The sequence below is a fragment of the Halobellus limi genome (assembly GCF_004799685.1).
Classification (GTDB): Archaea; Halobacteriota; Halobacteria; order Halobacteriales; family Haloferacaceae; genus Haloquadratum; species Haloquadratum limi.
The window spans coordinates 1,805,801-1,821,828 of the sequence record NZ_CP031311.1 but is presented as its reverse complement, the minus strand read 5'-3'; the positions used below and the strand labels follow the sequence as shown (position 1 = coordinate 1,821,828).

The following is a 16,028-nucleotide window of genomic DNA, read 5'->3' as shown; positions in this document are numbered from 1 at the left end:
ACTCCTAACTAAACAGTACCATTCGACCCGGAGGGGGTTCCCGCGGTTCGACGGGGAAGGAACTATGCCACGCGGGGGCGAGCATCCGATAGATGACCGAGGACACCGAGACCATCGGCGTCGCGACCGTCAGTGAGGGGCCGGGGGGCGACGGGACCCGAGAGCCGGGAACGGAGGTCGAACTCCCCGTCGTCGACATTCTCACCGGTCGCGGGTTCGTCACCGGCAAGTCGGGTTCCGGGAAGTCGAATACCGCGTCGGTGATCATCGAAAACCTCCTCTCGAACAACTTTCCCGTGCTCGTAGTCGACACGGATGGGGAGTACTATGGACTCAAAGAGCAGTTCGAGCTCCTCCACGCCGGAGCGGACGACGAGTGCGACATCGTCGTCAGTCCCGAACACGCCGAGAAGCTTGCGAACCTCGCACTCGAACAGAACGTCCCGATCATCCTCGACGTCTCCGGCTACCTCGAAGAGGCCGAGGCACAGGAACTGCTCACGGAGGTCGCGAAGAAACTGTTCGCGAAGGAGAAGAAGCTCAAGAAGCCCTTCCTGATGCTCGTCGAGGAGTGTCACGAGTACATCCCCGAGGGCGGCGGGATGACCGAGGCGGGCAAGATGCTGATCAAGATCGGCAAGCGCGGCCGGAAGCACGGCCTGGGGATCGTCGGCATCAGCCAGCGACCCGCGAACGTCAAGAAGGACTTCATCACGCAGTGCGACTGGCTCGTCTGGCACCGGTTGACCTGGAACAACGACACGAAGGTCGTCGGTCGGATCCTCGGGTCCGAGTACGCCGACGCGATCGAGGATATGGGCAACGGCGAGGCGTTCGTGATGACCGACTGGGACGAGTCGATCCGCCGCGTCCAGTTCCACCGCAAACAGACCTTCGACGCGGGCGCGACCCCCGGCCTGGACGACTTCCAGCGACCCGAACTGAAATCGATCGACGGCGATCTCGTCTCCGAGCTTCAGGAGATCTCCGACGAGAAGGCGCGCCGGGAGAGCGAGATCGCGGATCTGAAGCAGGAACTGGAGAAGAAGGAGGCGAAGATCCGACAGCTCGAATCCGAACTCGAAGAGGCACGCGACCTCTCGCAGATGGCAGAGCAGTTCACCCAGGCGATGTTCCAGACCGCGGAGTCGCCCTACCGGGGCGGGGAGGGGCGAAACCTCAGTCGACCCGAGGAGCAGCAGGCCGCACTCGACCAGTACGACCCGGACGTCACCGTCGCCGAGACCGACGATCGGGACGCCGACGGGGCCCCATCGGGACCGGACGACGCCGTCGACGACGAGGAAGTCGCCGTCAGCGAGGCCGCCGCCGGCGCGTATCCCGGACTCGATATGGACGTCGGGAGCGACGGCGAGATCCATCTCGGCGGAGTTCCCGAGAACGACGCGGAGACCGACGATTCCGACCCCGACGTTCCGCCCGAACGCACGCACGAAGAGACGGCGGCGCTGACCGGCCGAGCGGACGTGATCGAGCGACTGCGCGACGTCGTTCGGTCGCTGCCGCCGGCGTCGAGGCGGATGCTCGCCTTCTACCGCGAGATCGACGCCTGCGACCCGGTCGACGCGCACGTCGCGGCCGGCGAGGTCGGCGACAAGCAGCTCGCCTACAGCCGGAACGGACTCCTCCGCCGCGCGGGGTTCGTCGAGCACGTCGGCCGCGGGCGGTACGCCTACGCGCTGCCGAAACTCGTCCGCGAGGAGTTCGCCGACCGCCTCGACGACGAGGAGTTGCGCGAGGTCGTCGCCGCAGTCGAGGCCGCGTTCAGACCCGGCGAGGGCGCCGGGAAGGAGACGGAGGCAACGGCTGGAGACGGGACGGACCGCCGAGAGCGGGAAACCGGCGAGGACGGGAAACGGGAAACGGGCGGGAGTGACGTACGGGAGACGGACGCAGAGGCCGCAGACGACTGAGAGCCCTCACAGCCGCCGCATAATGTACTCGTTGATGTCCGCCACCAGCGGTCGCCGGTAGGTCCAGAAGCCCGCCCACTGGTTCGGGCTCTCTTCGAGCGCGAGCAGCGCGACGTGTTCGTCGCCCTCCGGGGGCGTGTACACCACGAACCACGAGTCGAGGAAGTCCTCCTCGTACCCGGCGTGGATCGTGATCGTCGAGTCCCGCGGGGGCTCCCAACCGGGCGTGCCGTACACGTGGACGTCGACCGGCGAATCGTCCAGCGTGCGGTACACCCTGTTGGTCCCCATCTCGTCTTCGATCCGCGAGAGGTCCTGAAACGACGCCCTGAGCGTCCCGGCCCGTCGCTCCCAGGCCCGTCGTTCGATGTATCGCGACAGCAGGATCAAGAGCAGTTTCTCCGAGTGCGACTGGGGGTAGCCCCGCAGGAAGAACGGCACGTCGTCGAGCCGTCGGATCACGGACGGCAGTTCGACCTCCTCCAGTTCACGCGCCCCGGTGACGAACAGGTCGGAGTTGATAAGCAGGATCGAGTCCTGCAGTTCCTCCAGCGGTGACTGGGCGACGATCGAGCCGTCTTCGACGACGAGAACCACGTCCTCGTCGCCGTCGGGGACGTCGACCTCCTCGATCGAAATCGGCTGGTTCTCGAAGAGGTTCCCCAGCATCCGCTGGATCGGATCCGGCGCCCGCCTGTTGAGCACGACGAGCGATCTGTTCGGATCCTCGACCCGATCGAGAAATCGCCGGAGCGTCATACTGGAGTTTGCATCCGAAATCCGTTCAGAGCGGCGCGACGAGGTCTTCGAGCGCCGCGCGGGGATCGTCGGCCTTCGCGACGCCGGAGGCGAGGAGGATGCCCGTCGCGCCCAACTCGCCCGCGGTCGCGACGTCCTCGCCCGAGGAGATGCCCGCGCCGCAGTAGACGTCCACGGATTCGTCGACGTTCGCGGCGGCGGCGACGGCGTCCTCGACGATGCCGGGGTCGGCCGTCGCGACGGAGACGTCCCCGCCGATCAGTTCCGGCGGTTCGACCGCGACGCTGTCGGGGCCGAGCGCCGCGACCGCGCCGATCTGTGCGGGGTTGTTCGCGCAGACGCAGGTCTCGAGTCCGGCGCGTTCGGCGGCCCGGACCGAGCCGTCGATGTCAGCGAGTTTCAGTCGCTTCTCGGAGTGGTTGATGAGCGTTCCGTCCGCGCCGGCCTCGGCGACCGACTCCGCGAGGGTGCTGCCGGTGTGGCTCCCGTGACCGTTCGGATCGACGTGCTGGGCCCACGTCTCGACGCCGGTCTCGGAGACGCGGGCGACGTCGGCCGCCTGCGGGGAGACGGCGATGCGGACGTCGGACTCCTCGGCGACGTCGCGCGCGGCGGTCGCCACCTCGATCGGGTCACACGGATAGGCCTTCAGATTGACTAGGATGAACACGTATGCGGTTGCAACCCCGCGACGAAATAAATTACCGATCGGAATCGGTACCGACATCGTTCGACCCGAACGGGTCAGAAGATCAGTCCTTCCGCTTGACCACGTCGCCGAGCGTCGTCGTCGTCGACGACCCGCCCGACCAGTCGCTGTCGTCGGTGTCGCCGCCCTCGACGAGCGAGATCTCGAGCTTCCGTTCGAGTTTCTTCTGGACGTCGTCGGGGGGGAGGATGTCGCCGCGTTCGAGTTTGCGGATCAGACTCGCCTTCTCGTTGAGCGACTGCGCGAGTTCCTCCTGGCTCAGGCCGAGGCCTTCGCGCGCCTCGCGGATCCGCTGGTCGTAGTCGGCAGCGATCTCGTCCATATCGTCGAACATATCGCGGCGGCGGGTCGAACCGCCGGAGGAACCGCTCCCGGCCGACGAGGACGTGCTCGAAGAGCCGCTCGAACCCGAGGACTGCGAGGAGCTCGACGTCGAGTACTTCGTCGACTGGGAGGAACTCGACTCAGTGCGGACCTCGGTGCCGAACTCCTTGCAGTCGTCGCACAGTTCGAGTTCGGCCCCCTCGACCTTGACCGTCGTCAGGGACGGCCGCTCACTGCCGCACATCTCGCACTGGGGCATACCCTGCCGTAGTCGAGGGGGCGATATAAAGCACACGCCGCGGGAACGGGGCGCGCTTCGTTCCGACGACGTGACGGCCCCGTTTCGACGACGTGACGGCCCCGTTTCGACAGCCTTCTCACGCGATTCCGACGACGTGACGGCACTTTCCGCCGGCGTCGCTACTCCGGTCGGGTTCCGAGTTCGACGTCGACGGAGGTCACGTACCCGTCTCTGCGGACGGTCAACGTCACCGTGTCTCCCGGTCGCGTCTCGAGGGCCAGGTGGCTGCTGAGGTCCTCCGTCGTCCGAAGCGTCTCTCCGTCGATCGACAGGAGCACGTCGCCGCCGACGCTGACACGGGCTCCGTCGACGAGACGCGTCTCGGTGCCGCCGCGGAGGCGCCCGGCCGACGGGCCGTCGTCGAGGACCGAGGTGACGAGTACTCCCTGCGGCCCGGACAGTCCGAGCGCGCGAGCCAGGCCGGGAGTGACTCCCGCGAGCGTGACGCCTAGGAACGAGTGATCGTACGAGCCGTTCTCGACGAGCCGCGGCACCACGCGCCGGGCGAGTGCGGCCGAGATACCGAACCCGATGTTCTCGCCCGTCTCGGAGTTGATGACGGCCACGACGCGGCCGTCCAGCGACATCAGCGGGCCGCCGCTGTTTCCGGGGTTGATCGCCGCGTCGGTCTGGATCGCGTCCGGAATCTGCGCCCCGGTGGGCGCGGGCGCGGACCTGTCGACGCCGCTCACGACTCCGGTGGTGAGCGTGCCGTCGAGATCGAACGGGTTGCCGATGGCGACGACCTCCTGCCCGACGGTCGGATCGGCGGCGGCGAACGACAACGGCTCCGGCTTCGGAGCCGACTCCGGCAGTCCGATCACCGCGAGGTCGGTGCGCGGGTCGGTGCCGACGACGTCCCCCTCGCTCCACCGGCTCTCACTGAACCGGACGTCGACGGCCGACGCGTCCTCGACGACGTGGGCGTTCGTGACGACGTGCGACGGTTCGGCGACGAACCCCGTCCCGCGGCCCCCGTCCGTCCGGACCTGCACCACCGAACCGACGGCCTGCCGATACACTCGCGCGTACGGGCTGTCTACTGCCGTCGCCTCCGACGGTTCTGGCGCGTCGACGGCGTGGTCACTGGGTGCGGTCGTCGGGGACCTCGACTCCCGCGGCGACCCCGTCCCGGCGCTCGGTGCATCCGTGTTGCAGCCCGCGATCGCACCGAGAGCGGCCGTCCCGCCGAGTTCGAGGAACCGCCGTCGCGTCGGGGTCGGATCGTCCATTCCTGACCGCGTCTCGGCGGTGGGGGCTTATCGGTCCACCGGACTCGATCAGGGGTCGCGGGAGCCGGGTTCTTCCGTCGTATCCCGCCGCGCCGCCCGCTCGGCGTCGCGACGGTCCATCGTCGACCGCTGGTCGTGCTCCGCTCGCACGAGCGCGTAGAGGACCAGCGGCGCTCCGACGGCGAACAGGAGGACGAGAACGAGGAGCGCGCCCTCTGCCATCAGCCCAAGAAGACGTCGACGATGTCGCTGGTGCCGGAGGTCGTATCGCGGTAGAGTTCCGAGTAGCCGCAGTTCGTACACGAGACGACCTTGAAGCTGTTCGTCTGGATGTCGAACATCTTCGAGAGCCCGCCGCCGGTCGTCGAGATCGTCCCGACGTCGGTCTCGGTGTGGCCGCACTTCGGGCAGCCGCGGTCGGTGTCAGGTTGGGGGACCATACGTCAACCCAGACGGGAATCGGGCATCAATTTTGTCCCGCGCCCTCACCCGATCGGCGAGAGTTTATATAGAAACCCGGAACCAGACGCTCCGTGATCTGACAGTCACCCCGCGTCGGGCCGCGGTTGCTCGGCACGTCGACGCGGGGAATGACGGCGACGACGCGGTCGGCGTTGCGGAAACCGACTGCGTCGCTGGCGAGGATGTCGCCGCGAGCGGGTGCCGACTGTACGCCAACCTGCCCCTATCCGGAGACGCTTCTCCGGCGGTGCCGACCTCGCTACGCCGACAGGTCCGACCACGCGCCCCAGAACCGCTGCAGCGCCGTGAGGTGTCCCACGAGGGCGAAGAAGACGAGGAGCCACCCCACGAGCGACAGGCCGAGCGGCCGGACGGGGACGGACGCCACCGCCAGCGACAGCGCGGCGGCGAAGGCGACGACGCCGATGATCGCGAGTCGGTCCGCGCGCCCGACGAGGCCGCCGTAGGCGCGGCCGAGCCCGACGGCCTGGATCTGCGTCCCGAGGTAGGAGGTCATCAGGACGCCGGTGACCGCCGCCAGTCCGAGGGCGTAGGCGTCGATTCCGGCCGCGAGACCGACCAGCATCGCGATGTCGGCGTAGCGGTCGAGGACGTGATCGAGGAGGTCGCCGCCGTCGCTCTCGACGCCCTGTTCCCTGGCCAGCGCGCCGTCCACGAGGTCGAGCCAGCCGTTGCAGAACACGAACAGCGCGCCGAGGACGTACCACGCCGGCGCCGCGAGTGCGAACGCGCCGCCGGCGGCGACCGCGAAGCCGAAGGCGACGACGCTGACCCCGTCGGGGCTCAAGCCCGCCCGGTCGGCGGCGGCGACGAACGGCCCGAGCAGCCGATCGGCCAGGTCGCGGTACTGATCCAGCGTCATAGGTACTCGACGAAGTCGACGACGCCGACGCGGGGCTCGGCCTCGCCCTCGATAGCGGCCGCCACGTCGTCGGCGACGGCCTCGGGCGGGCGGCCGGTCGTGTCGATCTCCCAGACCGACTCCGCGCCGTGCCGTTCGACCGCCTCCGCGAGGATCACGTCGAGGGCCTCGCTCTCTGCGTTCTCGGCGATCGAGTCCTCGGACTCGCCGCGCTCGCGGAGCCGCGGGTTAAGTTCGTCGGGGTGACAGCGGAGCACGATAGCGCGGTCGACGTCGAGGAGGTGCGAGAGGTGCGATTCGACGAGGACGTCTCGTTCGTGCTCCCCAGCGGCCCCGTCGGAGCCGACGGCTCCGTCTGCGCCTTTCGACTCCCGATCGTCGAGCCACGCTTCGACGGCGTCGAGGTCGGCCACCAGCGAGTCGCGTTCGACGTCGCGCTCCTCGACGAGGTCGGCCTCGCGGATCGCGTCGTTCAGGTGGACGACCTCGATGTCCAGCTTCTCGGCGACGAGCTCTGAGACGGTCGTCTTCCCTGTTCCGGGCGTTCCGGTGAGCGCGATTCGGCTCACGGCTCGGAGGCCTCCGGGCGCAGGTCGGCGACGACCCCGTTGAGCACCTCGACCGCCGTCTTCGTCTCCTCGCGCGTCCCGCAGGAGACGCGGACGCACTCGGGGAGACCGAAACTGGAGGTGTCGCGGACGATGACGCCGCGCTCCTGTGTCGCCTCGGCGACGGCGGTCGCGTCGCCGACCTCACAGAGGACGAAGTTGCCGCCGGAGTCCCACGTCGGCACGTCGAGTTCCTCGTGATAGTACTCGCGGGCCCACCGGGCGGTCTCGACGGAGCGTTCGAGGTGCTCCTCGTCGTCGATCGCGGCCAGGGCGGCGCGACAGGCGAGTTCGTTGGCCGCGAACGGGGTGTTCACCCGGGCGTAGGCGTCGGCCCACGCCGACGGGACGGCGGCGTAGCCGATCCGGAGCCCCGCGAGCCCGTAGGCCTTCGAGAACGTCCGGAGCACCGCGAGGTTGTCGTACTCGTCGAGCAGGTCGATCGCGGAGGGCTCCGCTGCGTACTCGGCGTACGCCTCGTCGACGACGACGAGCGTCTGCTCGTCGACCTCCTCTGCGAGCGTCCGGATCTCCTCGCGTGGAAGCACCGATCCCGTGGGGTTGTGCGGCGTCGTCGCGTAGACGATCCGTTCGCCGTCGTACGCCGACAGGATCGCCTCGGCGCTCTGCTCGAAGTCGTCGTCCTTCGAGATCCGGTACGTCGACGCGTCGCCGTGGTGGTACCGCGCCGACATCGAGTAGTAGGAAAAGCCCGGTTTCGGGACGAGGATGTCGTCGTTGGGTTCCAGGAAGGCGCGAGAGAGGTAGTCGATCGAGCCGTCCGCCCCGGCGCTGACCCACACTTGCGAGTCGTCGAGTCCCCACTTCTCGGCGATCCGTTCGGTGAGGTCGGTGTGGGAGGCCTTCGGGTAGACGTTCACGTCGGGCGCGGCGGCCTCGACGGCCGCGACCGCGTCCGGACTCGGCCCGTGCGGGTTCTCGTTCGAGGACAGTTTCGTCAACTCCTCGGGGTCCATCCCGAGGTCGCGGGCCACCTCCTCGGCCCCGCGGCCGGGTACGTACGCCTCGTGTTCGGAGAGGTCCCTCGGTTGCATACGCGTACGCTGTCGCCCGCGGGTCTTTAAGGGTGCGTCTCCGGTGCGGGCTCGGCGCGGATTCGACGCGCCGGCGGCTACCGGCGTCGGGGACGGCTGTCCGCGACGAGCGCCTACGGGGGACCGTCGGGACCTACAGCGACGCCGACAGCGACGCCGCCGCACGGAGCGAGAGCGCGGCGATGGTGAGCGTCGGGTTCATCGCCCCGCCGGTGGGGAACACCGAGGAGCCGACGACCCAGAGGTTCGAGAGGTCGTGCGTCCGGCACTCGGCGTCGACGACGCTCTCGTCGGGGTCCGTCCCCATCCGCGTGGTGCCCATCTGGTGGTAGGCGGGCCCCGTCGCCTCCGGGCCGACGGTCCACTCGATGTCGACGCCGAGCTCTTCTAAAATCGCGTGCTGGACGTCGTTCGCGCGTCGAACGGCTCGCTTCGTTCGCTCCGAGAGCGACCACTCGACGTGCGGGACCGGGTTGCCGTGATCGTCGCGTCGTTCGGGGTCGAGCGTGATCCGGTTCTCGGCCTCGGGCAGTTGCTCGACGAGCCCCCCCATCGCGATGTGCGTGCCGTAGGACTCCCGGAGTTGCGCTAAGAGCTCGTCGCCCCACGTCTCGGCGTGCAGCGCCTCGATCACCGGCGAGGGGCCGGCGTAGTTGAGGAACTCCAGTTTCGTCCCCTCGATCGGGTCCTCGTCGTCGTAGAACTGGTGGCACTCGCTGGTGATGAACCCGACGTGGTTCTGCCGCGTCCGTTCGTCGAGTCGGCCGCCGGCGCCGGCGAACAGGTGGTCCATGAAGAAGCGACCGACGGCGTCCGAGGAGTTCGCCAGGCCGTCGGGGTGCTGTTCGGACGCCGAGAGGAGGAGCAGGCGCGCGTTCTCGACGCCGCCGCAGGCGAGGACGAACCGCCGGGCGGTCTGCCGGTGCCCGGTGCCGTCCGGCGTCGCGTAGACCGCGGCCTCGACGACGTCGCCCGCGTCGTCGTGTTCGAGTCGCTGGACGGGCGCGTGATCGATCACTCGCGCGCCGGCGGACTCGGCCTTCTCCACGTGGGACTCGGCGGTGTACTTCGCGCCCGAGGGGCAGACCGGCCGGCAGGTCCCGTACCCCTGGCAGGGCGCGCGACCGTCGTACGGTTCGGAGTTGCGCGCGTTCGGGACCGAGTGCATATCGATCCCGAGTCGCTCGCAGGCCTCCGCGAACAGCGAGTCCGAGTAGGAGGGCGGGAAGGCCGAGAGGGGATACGGCTCCTCGCGCGGCGGCGCGTAGGGGTTGTCCATCGCGCCCGCGACACCGAGGGCCCGCTCGGCGTCCGCGTAGTACGGCCGCAGGTCCTCGTAGTCGATCGGCCAGTCGACGCCGACACCGTGGCGCGTCTCCATCTCGAAGTCGCGCTCGTGCAGGCGCATCACCATCCCCTGCCAGTGCAGGGTCGACCCGCCGACTCCCTTCACCCGCGCGGCGTTCAGCGGGTAGTGACGCCCGGCGGTCGTGTAGTCGTCCCGCGGCCCGCCCATCTCCCAGGGGTCGTCCATCCCCGGACGGATGTGCCGCTCCTGCTGTTCGCGTCGGTCGGCGAAGTCGAACCGCGGGCCGGCTTCGAGCACGACGACGTCGGCGCCCTGCTCCGCGAGGCGGTGCGCGACGAGCGCCCCAGCGGGTCCGGAGCCGACGACGCAGACGTCCGCGCGGGAGGCGGGCGCGCGGTCGACGCCGTCGCCGACGCCGCCGTCCTCAGCCATCGCTCTCACCGCCGTTCTGGCCGCCGGCTGCGTCGGGCATCGTCCCGCGCTGGTAGCTCTCGATGCCGCCGGGGTGGCCGATCGGGTTCTCGATGCCGACGAGCCGACCCCCGGCGGGCGACGAGTAGAAGGCGAAGAGCAGGTCGTCGACGAGGAAGAAGCGGATCCGATCCGAGATCGGCCCCTCGGGGTCGGGATCGGCGGCCGCGACGCCCAGGTTCCGGAGCAGTCGGTCGCGAGCGTCGGCGTCGAGGTCGGCGTACGGGGCGTCCTCCCAGTCGCGGGCGACGGCGTCGAGCTGGGCGGCCGCCTCCTGGAGTCCGGCGCGGTAGTCCGGGCGGTCTCCGATGCGCCCCAGCACGTACGTCTCGACGAACTCCCGGCGCCCATCGACGCCGTCCGGATAGAGAACGCCGGCGAGCGCGTCGAGGAGGTCCAGAAGATCGGTCGACAGCGACGGCTCCGTCGAGGGGTCCGAGCCGTTGGACGCCGGTCCCTCGCTGTCCGCGCGTGGCGGCTCCATCCGCCCGGCGAGGACGCCGCCGCCAATCGTCGCGCCCGCGGCCGCCAGCGCCGCCAGGGCGTCGCGTCGAGTCAGTTCCACGCCCTCGAATTAGGCGAACCTAAACTTAGGGGTTGTCCTTTCGGACCGGGTCGGATCGGCGACGTGCTCACCGGCCGAACAGCCGCTCCGCGATCGACCGCGAGTGAGGGCGCTCCACCAGGAGCACCGAGGTGTCGAGGTCTTCCAGCACCGACAGCGTGAGCGACCCGCTGACGACGCGCGAGAGCAGTCCCTCCTCGACGCCTTCGTCGGGGAGGGACCGACCGCGTAACGCTGCGTCGATCGTCGGATCCGTCGCCGCGGGCGCTCTCCGCTCTACTCCGGGATTCGGACGTCGTGTTCGAGGGTGCCGACGCCCTCCAGTTCGACTTCGACTGTGTCGCCGTCTTCCAGCGGGCCGACGCCCCCGGGAGTTCCGGTCGCGACGACGTCGCCCGGTTCCAGCGTCAGATAGTCCGTGATCTCCTCGATGAGGTCGGGCACCGAAAAGGCGAGGTGGTCCCGCGAGGAGGACTGCCTCGTCTCGCCGTTCACGCGCAGTTCGATGTCGGCGTCGGCGGGCACCTCGTCGGGCGTCGCCAGCGCCGGTCCCGTCGGGGCGGCGTTGTCGAACGCCTTCCCGCGGACCCAGTTGGTCTCCCGGCGCTGGTCGTCGCGGTTCGAGAGGTCGTTCAGGCAGGTGAAGCCCGCAACGTGGTCCATCGCGTCGGCGGCGTCGACGTTCCGGGCGGCCTCGCCGATCACGACGGCGATCTCCGCCTCGTGGTCGATGCGCTCCTTGCCGGCGGGCAGCGTCACCGTGTCGCCGTGTCCGGAGAGCGCGTTCGGCGGCTTCAGAAAGAGCAGCGGCCGGTCCGGGATCTCGTTGTCCATCTCCGCGGCGTGGTCGGCGTAGTTGCGGCCGACGCAGACGATCTTCGTCGGGTCCGACGGCGGCAGCACGTCGACGTCGCCGAGGTCGTAGGTCTCCCCGCCGAAGGAGACGCCGTCGCCGTGCCACTCGCCCGTTCGAACCGATCCCGCCGGGTCTCTGAATCTGACCGTGCGCATACGCGGGCAGTCGGCGGCGCGTCGCTTCGTTCTTTCCATCTCCGCGGACAGAGGTGTGCGTGTGATTATCTGTCTACAGTACGCTTTATTGTCGATCCGATGGAATGTAGAGGTGGAACATGACGATGGAACTCACTTGGCACGGCCACTCGACGTGGCACGTCGACGTCGACGGCACAACCTTCCTGATCGACCCGTTCTTCGACAACCCCAAGACCGACCTCTCGGCGGCGGACGTCGAGACCCCGGACTACCTGCTCTTGACGCACGGCCACGCCGACCACATCAGCGACGCCGGGGAATTCACCGACGCGACGGTCGTCGGCGTCCCCGAGATGACCGGCTATATGGAGTCCGAGGTCGGCTTCGGGGAGAGTATCGGGATGAACATCGGCGGCACCGTCGAGTGCGGCGAGGCCTTCGTGACGATGCACCGGGCGGACCACACGAACGGACTCAACACGGGTTATGAGACCAGCCTCGGCGTCCCCGTCGGCTTCCTGATCAGCGACAAGAAGCCCACCCAGGAGTCCGACGCCGACGCGACGACGTTCTATCACGCCGGCGACACCGGGCTGATGTCCGAAATGAAAGACGTCATCGGGCCGTACCTGGAGCCGGACGCCGCGGCGCTGCCCGTCGGCGACCACTTCACGATGGGCCCGGTGCAGGCGGCCATCGCCACCGACTGGCTGAACGTCGATCACGTCTTCCCGATGCACTACGACTCGTTCCCGCCGATCGAGATCGACACCGACGACTTCGTCCGCGAGGTGAAGGCGACCGGCTCCTCGGCGGACGTTCACGTCCTCGACGGCGACGAGTCGTTCACCCTGGAGTAGCGTCAGAGCGGCGTAGCGCCGGAACCGCCCGCACCACGCCGGTTCGGTCCGCGCTCTCGTCGGTCACAGATCGGGGCGAAAACGACCCGGTAGCCAACCTTTAGGGCGCTCCCGACCGTCCCCTCAGTCAGAATGAGCGACATTCAGACTTCGACCGTCAGCGAGGAAGGGTTCGCGAGCACCAGCCAGGTGGGCGACTTCGAGCTCACCATCGACGCGACCGACGAGGAGGGACCGAACCCCAACGCCGTTCTCGTCGCCGACTACGCCTCCTGCTTCCTGCCGGCCTTCCGCGTCGGCGGCCAACAGCGCGGCCACGACGACCTCGGCAAGGTCCAGATCGACGCCGACGCGGACCTCGACGAGGACGACGACCTCGAAGCGATCCGCTTCGACATCTACGTCGAGGCGGACCTCGACGAGGAGACGCTCGACGAGATCCTCGAGCGCGCGAAGGGCATCTGTCACGTCCACTCGGCGCTCCGCGAGGAACTCCACGCGGACGCGACGGTCCACGGCGACGCGTTCTAGGGCGAGCGGCTCTCGCCGCCTCGATCGAACAGTTCCGAAAACGAGTTCACCGCCGGTGGTACGCGCGGTAACTCATCGCCTGTCCGTCCGCGATGATCACGTCTCGACCCTCGGGGTCGGGCAAGGCGTCTTCTTCGACTTCGTCGTGCGAGACGTACGGTTCGGCCGGCTCCGAGACGTCCTCGGAGTAGACGTACGGACTGTTCGGCTGACTGTCCATACTCTCAGGAACGTCTCGATAGTACATAAACCTTTGTCAGACGGTACCACACCACTCGGTCGTCCGCGGCGGATACGTACGGGAGCGTGGACAGGACGGTTCCCCTGCGGCGGCCGCGTCGACTCCCGTTTCGGCGCCTCACTCGTGGACGACGACGGCCCGTCCGGCCTCTATTGTCGACGACGACGGCCCGTCCGGCATCACTCCTCAACGACGACGGCCCGTCCAATCCCGCGCTCGTCGCCGACGACGCGCGTCCGGATCGACTCGTCGACGACGGCGACACGTCCGACCCTAATCGTCGGCGACGGCGGCCTCGCCGGTCTCGATCTCCGTCCCGAGGAGGTCGAGAAACGCCGCCAGCCACTCGGGGTGGTCGGGCCAGGCCTGCCCCGTCACGAGGTTGCCGTCGACGGTGACCTCGTCGACCCACGAACAGCCGGCGGCCTCGACTTCCGCCCGAACCGCCGGGTACGCCGTCATCTCGTAGCCGTTGAGGACGCCGGCGGCGGCGAGGATCTGCGGCCCGTGGCAGACCGCCGCGACCGGCTTGTCCTCCTCGAAGAAGTGCCTGACCGCGTCTAAGACTTCCTCGTACGTGCGGAGGTACTCCGGGGCCCGCCCGCCGGGGACGACGAGCGCGTCGTAGTCGGCCGGGTCGATCTCGTCCATCGTCGCGTTCACCTCGAAGTCGTGCCCGCGCGTCTCGAGGTACGTCTGATCGCCGCGGAAGTCGTGAACCGCCGTCTTGACCGTGTCTCCGGCCTCCTTCTCCGGACAGACGGTGTCGACCTCGTGGCCGACCATCTCTAGGGCCTGGTACGGTACCATCGTCTCGTAGTCCTCGCCGAAGTCGCCGACGATCATCAGGATCTGTTTGCTCATCGTTTTACCTCGTTGAACGTTTCGTCGCAGGATCAATAACTATTGTTGCCTACGTTCGGCACTTCCCGCGATCAGGACGTCGCGAGGTCGTCGAGAACGGAATCGAGTCCTTCGAGGGAGTCGAGCACGTAATCCGGGTCGATCCCGGGCGCCCCGGGATCGGTCGCGCCGGCGATCCCGGTCCGGACCAGCGCCGTCGTCATCCCGGCGCGTTCGCCGAAGGCGACGTCGGTATCGAGTCGGTCGCCGACGACGAGGACGTCTTCCGGGGGGAGACCGAGCCGTTCGAGCGCCATCTCTCGGGCGCTCTCGCTCGGCTTCCCGAGAACGACCGACGGGTCGCGACCCGCGACGTTCGCGATGGCGTCGATGATGGCGCCCGACCCCGGCGCGTCGCCGTCCGCGGCGGGAATGACGACGTCCGGATCGGTCCCGACGAACGTGACGGACCGGTCTTCGAGGACCTGCAGGCAGCGCCGGAGCGTCTCGTAGGAGAACTCCCGATCGACGGAGGCGACGAGGACGTCCGGGGCCCGAGGGGAAGCGTCGCCGCCGAGGGGATCGACCGCGAGTCCGGCCGCCCGGAGCAGATCGATCAGGCCCGACTCGCCGACGACGGCGATCTCGTCTTCCGGGTGGTTCTCCGAGAGGTAGCGCGCGGTCACGGACCCGGCGGTGATGACTTCGCTCGGATCGACGGCGAAGCCCGCGCGACGGAGCCGGCGCTCGTACGCCTCGGGCGGCTTCGTCGGGTTGTTCGAGACCAGCAGGCGGCGCAGCCCCGTCGCGTCGACGGCGTCGAGTCCGGCCCCCGCGCCGGCTATCGGTTCCTCGCCTCGCACCAGCGTCCCGTCGACGTCGAAGATGACTCCGCGAACACCCATCGGACGCCGTAGGGAGGTGTAAATATTGAACGTGACGGGCGCGCCCGCAGGCGTCGCGATCCGTTCGGGGTGACGGACGGGTCGGTCCCGCGCTATCTCAGAACTGAGAAGGTAATCTAATCTGATACGGAAAGAGGCATATATGCGAGGTCCCAGAAAACGACTGTGACGAACTCCCAGCTCACCCTCGTTCAGATCGACAACTACGGGCCGTGGACCGTGACGCCGGAACCCCGACGCGAGATGGACCTCCAGACGCTCCAGTCCCGGCTCTTCGCCGACCTGGCACAGTTCGTCGGGAGTCGCGACGGGTACGTCTTCTTCACGCGCTTCGACAACATGGTCGCGATCACCAACGGGCTCGACGCCGACGACCACCGCCTGCTACAGGAGACGATCGGGAACCGGTATCCGGTCACGATCAGCCTCGGCACCGGTATCGACGCCTCCCCGGTCGAAGCGCTCGAAGCGGCGACGGCCGGGCTCCAACACGCGGGATCGGCCCAGGACGGCGACCGTCGCGAAGTGCTGTCGGGGGAGTTCCTCGCCGAGCCGGAGCGGACGAGTTCCGACGTCCAGATCGCACACTTCGACGTCAACGACGCGACCGGCAAGTACACCGATCAGCTCAACGAGTTCGACTCGTTCATCCAGATCGAACAGGGGTACGCGACCCTGATGCGGTACCTCCGCGAGGAGTACGGCGCGCTCTCCTTCTTCGTCGGCGGCGACAACATCATCTCGATCTGTCCGGCGATGGACGGCGACGACTACCGCGACGCGATCGACCACGTCGAAGCGGAGGCGGGGGTCGAACTCAAAGTCGGCGTCGGCGTCGCCTCGAATCCCCACGTCGCGGGGATGGACGCGAAACACGCGCTCGAGACGTGTCGACACGAGGGCACCGTCGTCGAACTCAGCCGTCCCGTCGACGAAGTGGGCATCACGACCGACTGAGTCAGATCGGGTGGGCGGTCGATCGCAGACGCCGCCGTAGACGAGGAGTCGTGACCGCCGAGTAGCGAGCACCGAACAACGAGCGT

At 68.5% G+C, this 16,028-nt stretch carries 19 protein-coding genes; 4 read left to right on the top strand and 15 right to left on the bottom strand.

Annotation, left to right across the window (positions count from 1 at the left end; translation table 11 throughout):
* Positions 1 to 92 precede the first annotated feature (92 nt).
* Positions 93 to 1,934 carry an ATP-binding protein gene (locus tag DV707_RS08955; protein WP_103992219.1) on the top strand — a complete coding sequence of 614 codons (1,842 nt, stop codon included), beginning with the start codon at positions 93 to 95 and terminating at the stop codon, positions 1,932 to 1,934.
* Positions 1,935 to 1,940: 6 nt separating this feature from the next.
* On the opposite strand, the gene DV707_RS08950 is transcribed toward DV707_RS08955, so the two are convergent.
* From DV707_RS08950 to DV707_RS08900, 12 genes are all read right to left on the bottom strand, one after another.
* Complete coding sequence (locus DV707_RS08950) at positions 1,941 to 2,693, bottom strand: DICT sensory domain-containing protein (RefSeq protein WP_103992218.1); 753 nt, start codon at positions 2,691 to 2,693, stop codon at positions 1,941 to 1,943.
* 25 nt (positions 2,694 to 2,718) lie between these two features.
* A complete protein-coding gene (gene tpiA / locus DV707_RS08945) occupies positions 2,719 to 3,363 on the bottom strand; it encodes a triose-phosphate isomerase (protein WP_103992217.1) in 645 nt (214 codons plus the stop codon).
* A gap of 82 nt (positions 3,364 to 3,445) precedes the next feature.
* Positions 3,446 to 3,985: a multiprotein bridging factor aMBF1 gene (locus tag DV707_RS08940; protein ID WP_103992216.1), complete on the bottom strand. Its 540-nt coding sequence runs from the start codon at positions 3,983 to 3,985 to the stop codon at positions 3,446 to 3,448.
* 161 nt (positions 3,986 to 4,146) lie between these two features.
* Positions 4,147 to 5,259 carry a S1C family serine protease gene (locus DV707_RS08935; protein WP_103992215.1) on the bottom strand — a complete coding sequence of 371 codons (1,113 nt, stop codon included), beginning with the start codon at positions 5,257 to 5,259 and terminating at the stop codon, positions 4,147 to 4,149.
* Between the two features lie 48 nt (positions 5,260 to 5,307).
* Positions 5,308 to 5,481, bottom strand: a complete 174-nt coding sequence (locus tag DV707_RS18610; protein ID WP_170216828.1) for a hypothetical protein — start codon at positions 5,479 to 5,481, stop codon at positions 5,308 to 5,310.
* The gene (locus tag DV707_RS08930; RefSeq protein WP_103992214.1) at positions 5,481 to 5,699 is read right to left on the bottom strand and encodes a zinc ribbon domain-containing protein; all 219 of its coding nucleotides are present in this window, start codon (positions 5,697 to 5,699) and stop codon (positions 5,481 to 5,483) included. Before DV707_RS08930 ends, DV707_RS18610 begins: the two co-directional genes overlap by 1 nt.
* 281 nt (positions 5,700 to 5,980) lie before the next feature.
* The gene (locus tag DV707_RS08925) at positions 5,981 to 6,604 is read right to left on the bottom strand and encodes a CDP-alcohol phosphatidyltransferase family protein (RefSeq protein ID WP_103992213.1); all 624 of its coding nucleotides are present in this window, start codon (positions 6,602 to 6,604) and stop codon (positions 5,981 to 5,983) included.
* Positions 6,601 to 7,173, bottom strand: a complete 573-nt coding sequence (locus DV707_RS08920; protein ID WP_103992212.1) for an adenylate kinase family protein — start codon at positions 7,171 to 7,173, stop codon at positions 6,601 to 6,603. Before DV707_RS08920 ends, DV707_RS08925 begins: the two co-directional genes overlap by 4 nt.
* Positions 7,170 to 8,267, bottom strand: coding sequence for a histidinol-phosphate transaminase (gene hisC / locus DV707_RS08915; protein ID WP_103992211.1), 1,098 nt, complete (start codon positions 8,265 to 8,267; stop codon positions 7,170 to 7,172). Before hisC ends, DV707_RS08920 begins: the two co-directional genes overlap by 4 nt.
* A gap of 133 nt (positions 8,268 to 8,400) precedes the next feature.
* The gene (locus DV707_RS08910; RefSeq protein ID WP_103992210.1) at positions 8,401 to 10,008 is read right to left on the bottom strand and encodes a GMC family oxidoreductase; all 1,608 of its coding nucleotides are present in this window, start codon (positions 10,006 to 10,008) and stop codon (positions 8,401 to 8,403) included.
* Positions 10,001 to 10,612, bottom strand: coding sequence for a gluconate 2-dehydrogenase subunit 3 family protein (locus DV707_RS08905; RefSeq protein WP_103992209.1), 612 nt, complete (start codon positions 10,610 to 10,612; stop codon positions 10,001 to 10,003). The genes DV707_RS08910 and DV707_RS08905 overlap by 8 nt, the downstream gene beginning before the upstream one ends.
* A 276-nt stretch (positions 10,613 to 10,888) precedes the next feature.
* Positions 10,889 to 11,623 (bottom strand): fumarylacetoacetate hydrolase family protein, encoded by a 735-nt coding sequence (locus DV707_RS08900; RefSeq protein WP_103992208.1) that lies wholly within the window; start codon positions 11,621 to 11,623, stop codon positions 10,889 to 10,891.
* Positions 11,624 to 11,748: 125 nt separating this feature from the next.
* Here DV707_RS08900 and DV707_RS08895 point away from each other — a divergent pair, with 125 nt between their 5' ends.
* Together DV707_RS08895 and DV707_RS08890 are read left to right on the top strand one after the other, a co-directional pair.
* Positions 11,749 to 12,465, top strand: a complete 717-nt coding sequence (locus DV707_RS08895) for a metal-dependent hydrolase (protein WP_103992306.1) — start codon at positions 11,749 to 11,751, stop codon at positions 12,463 to 12,465.
* Positions 12,466 to 12,597: 132 nt separating this feature from the next.
* Entirely contained in the window at positions 12,598 to 12,996 is a 399-nt protein-coding gene (locus tag DV707_RS08890; protein ID WP_103992207.1) for an OsmC family protein, read from the top strand.
* A 46-nt stretch (positions 12,997 to 13,042) separates the two neighbouring features.
* On the opposite strand, the gene DV707_RS18605 is transcribed toward DV707_RS08890, so the two are convergent.
* The 3 genes from DV707_RS18605 to DV707_RS08880 all read right to left on the bottom strand — a co-directional run bounded on the left by DV707_RS18605 (position 13,043) and on the right by DV707_RS08880 (position 14,985).
* On the bottom strand, positions 13,043 to 13,216 hold the full coding sequence (locus tag DV707_RS18605; protein WP_170216826.1) for a hypothetical protein: 174 nt from the start codon (positions 13,214 to 13,216) through the stop codon (positions 13,043 to 13,045).
* Between the two features lie 294 nt (positions 13,217 to 13,510).
* Entirely contained in the window at positions 13,511 to 14,101 is a 591-nt protein-coding gene (locus DV707_RS08885) for a DJ-1/PfpI family protein (protein ID WP_103992206.1), read from the bottom strand.
* A gap of 71 nt (positions 14,102 to 14,172) precedes the next feature.
* Positions 14,173 to 14,985 (bottom strand): HAD-IIA family hydrolase, encoded by an 813-nt coding sequence (locus DV707_RS08880; RefSeq protein ID WP_103992205.1) that lies wholly within the window; start codon positions 14,983 to 14,985, stop codon positions 14,173 to 14,175.
* Positions 14,986 to 15,150: 165 nt separating this feature from the next.
* On the opposite strand from DV707_RS08880, the gene DV707_RS08875 reads away from it, so the two are divergent.
* Entirely contained in the window at positions 15,151 to 15,942 is a 792-nt protein-coding gene (locus DV707_RS08875; RefSeq protein ID WP_103992204.1) for a GTP cyclohydrolase III, read from the top strand.
* Positions 15,943 to 16,028: the final 86 nt, after the last annotated feature.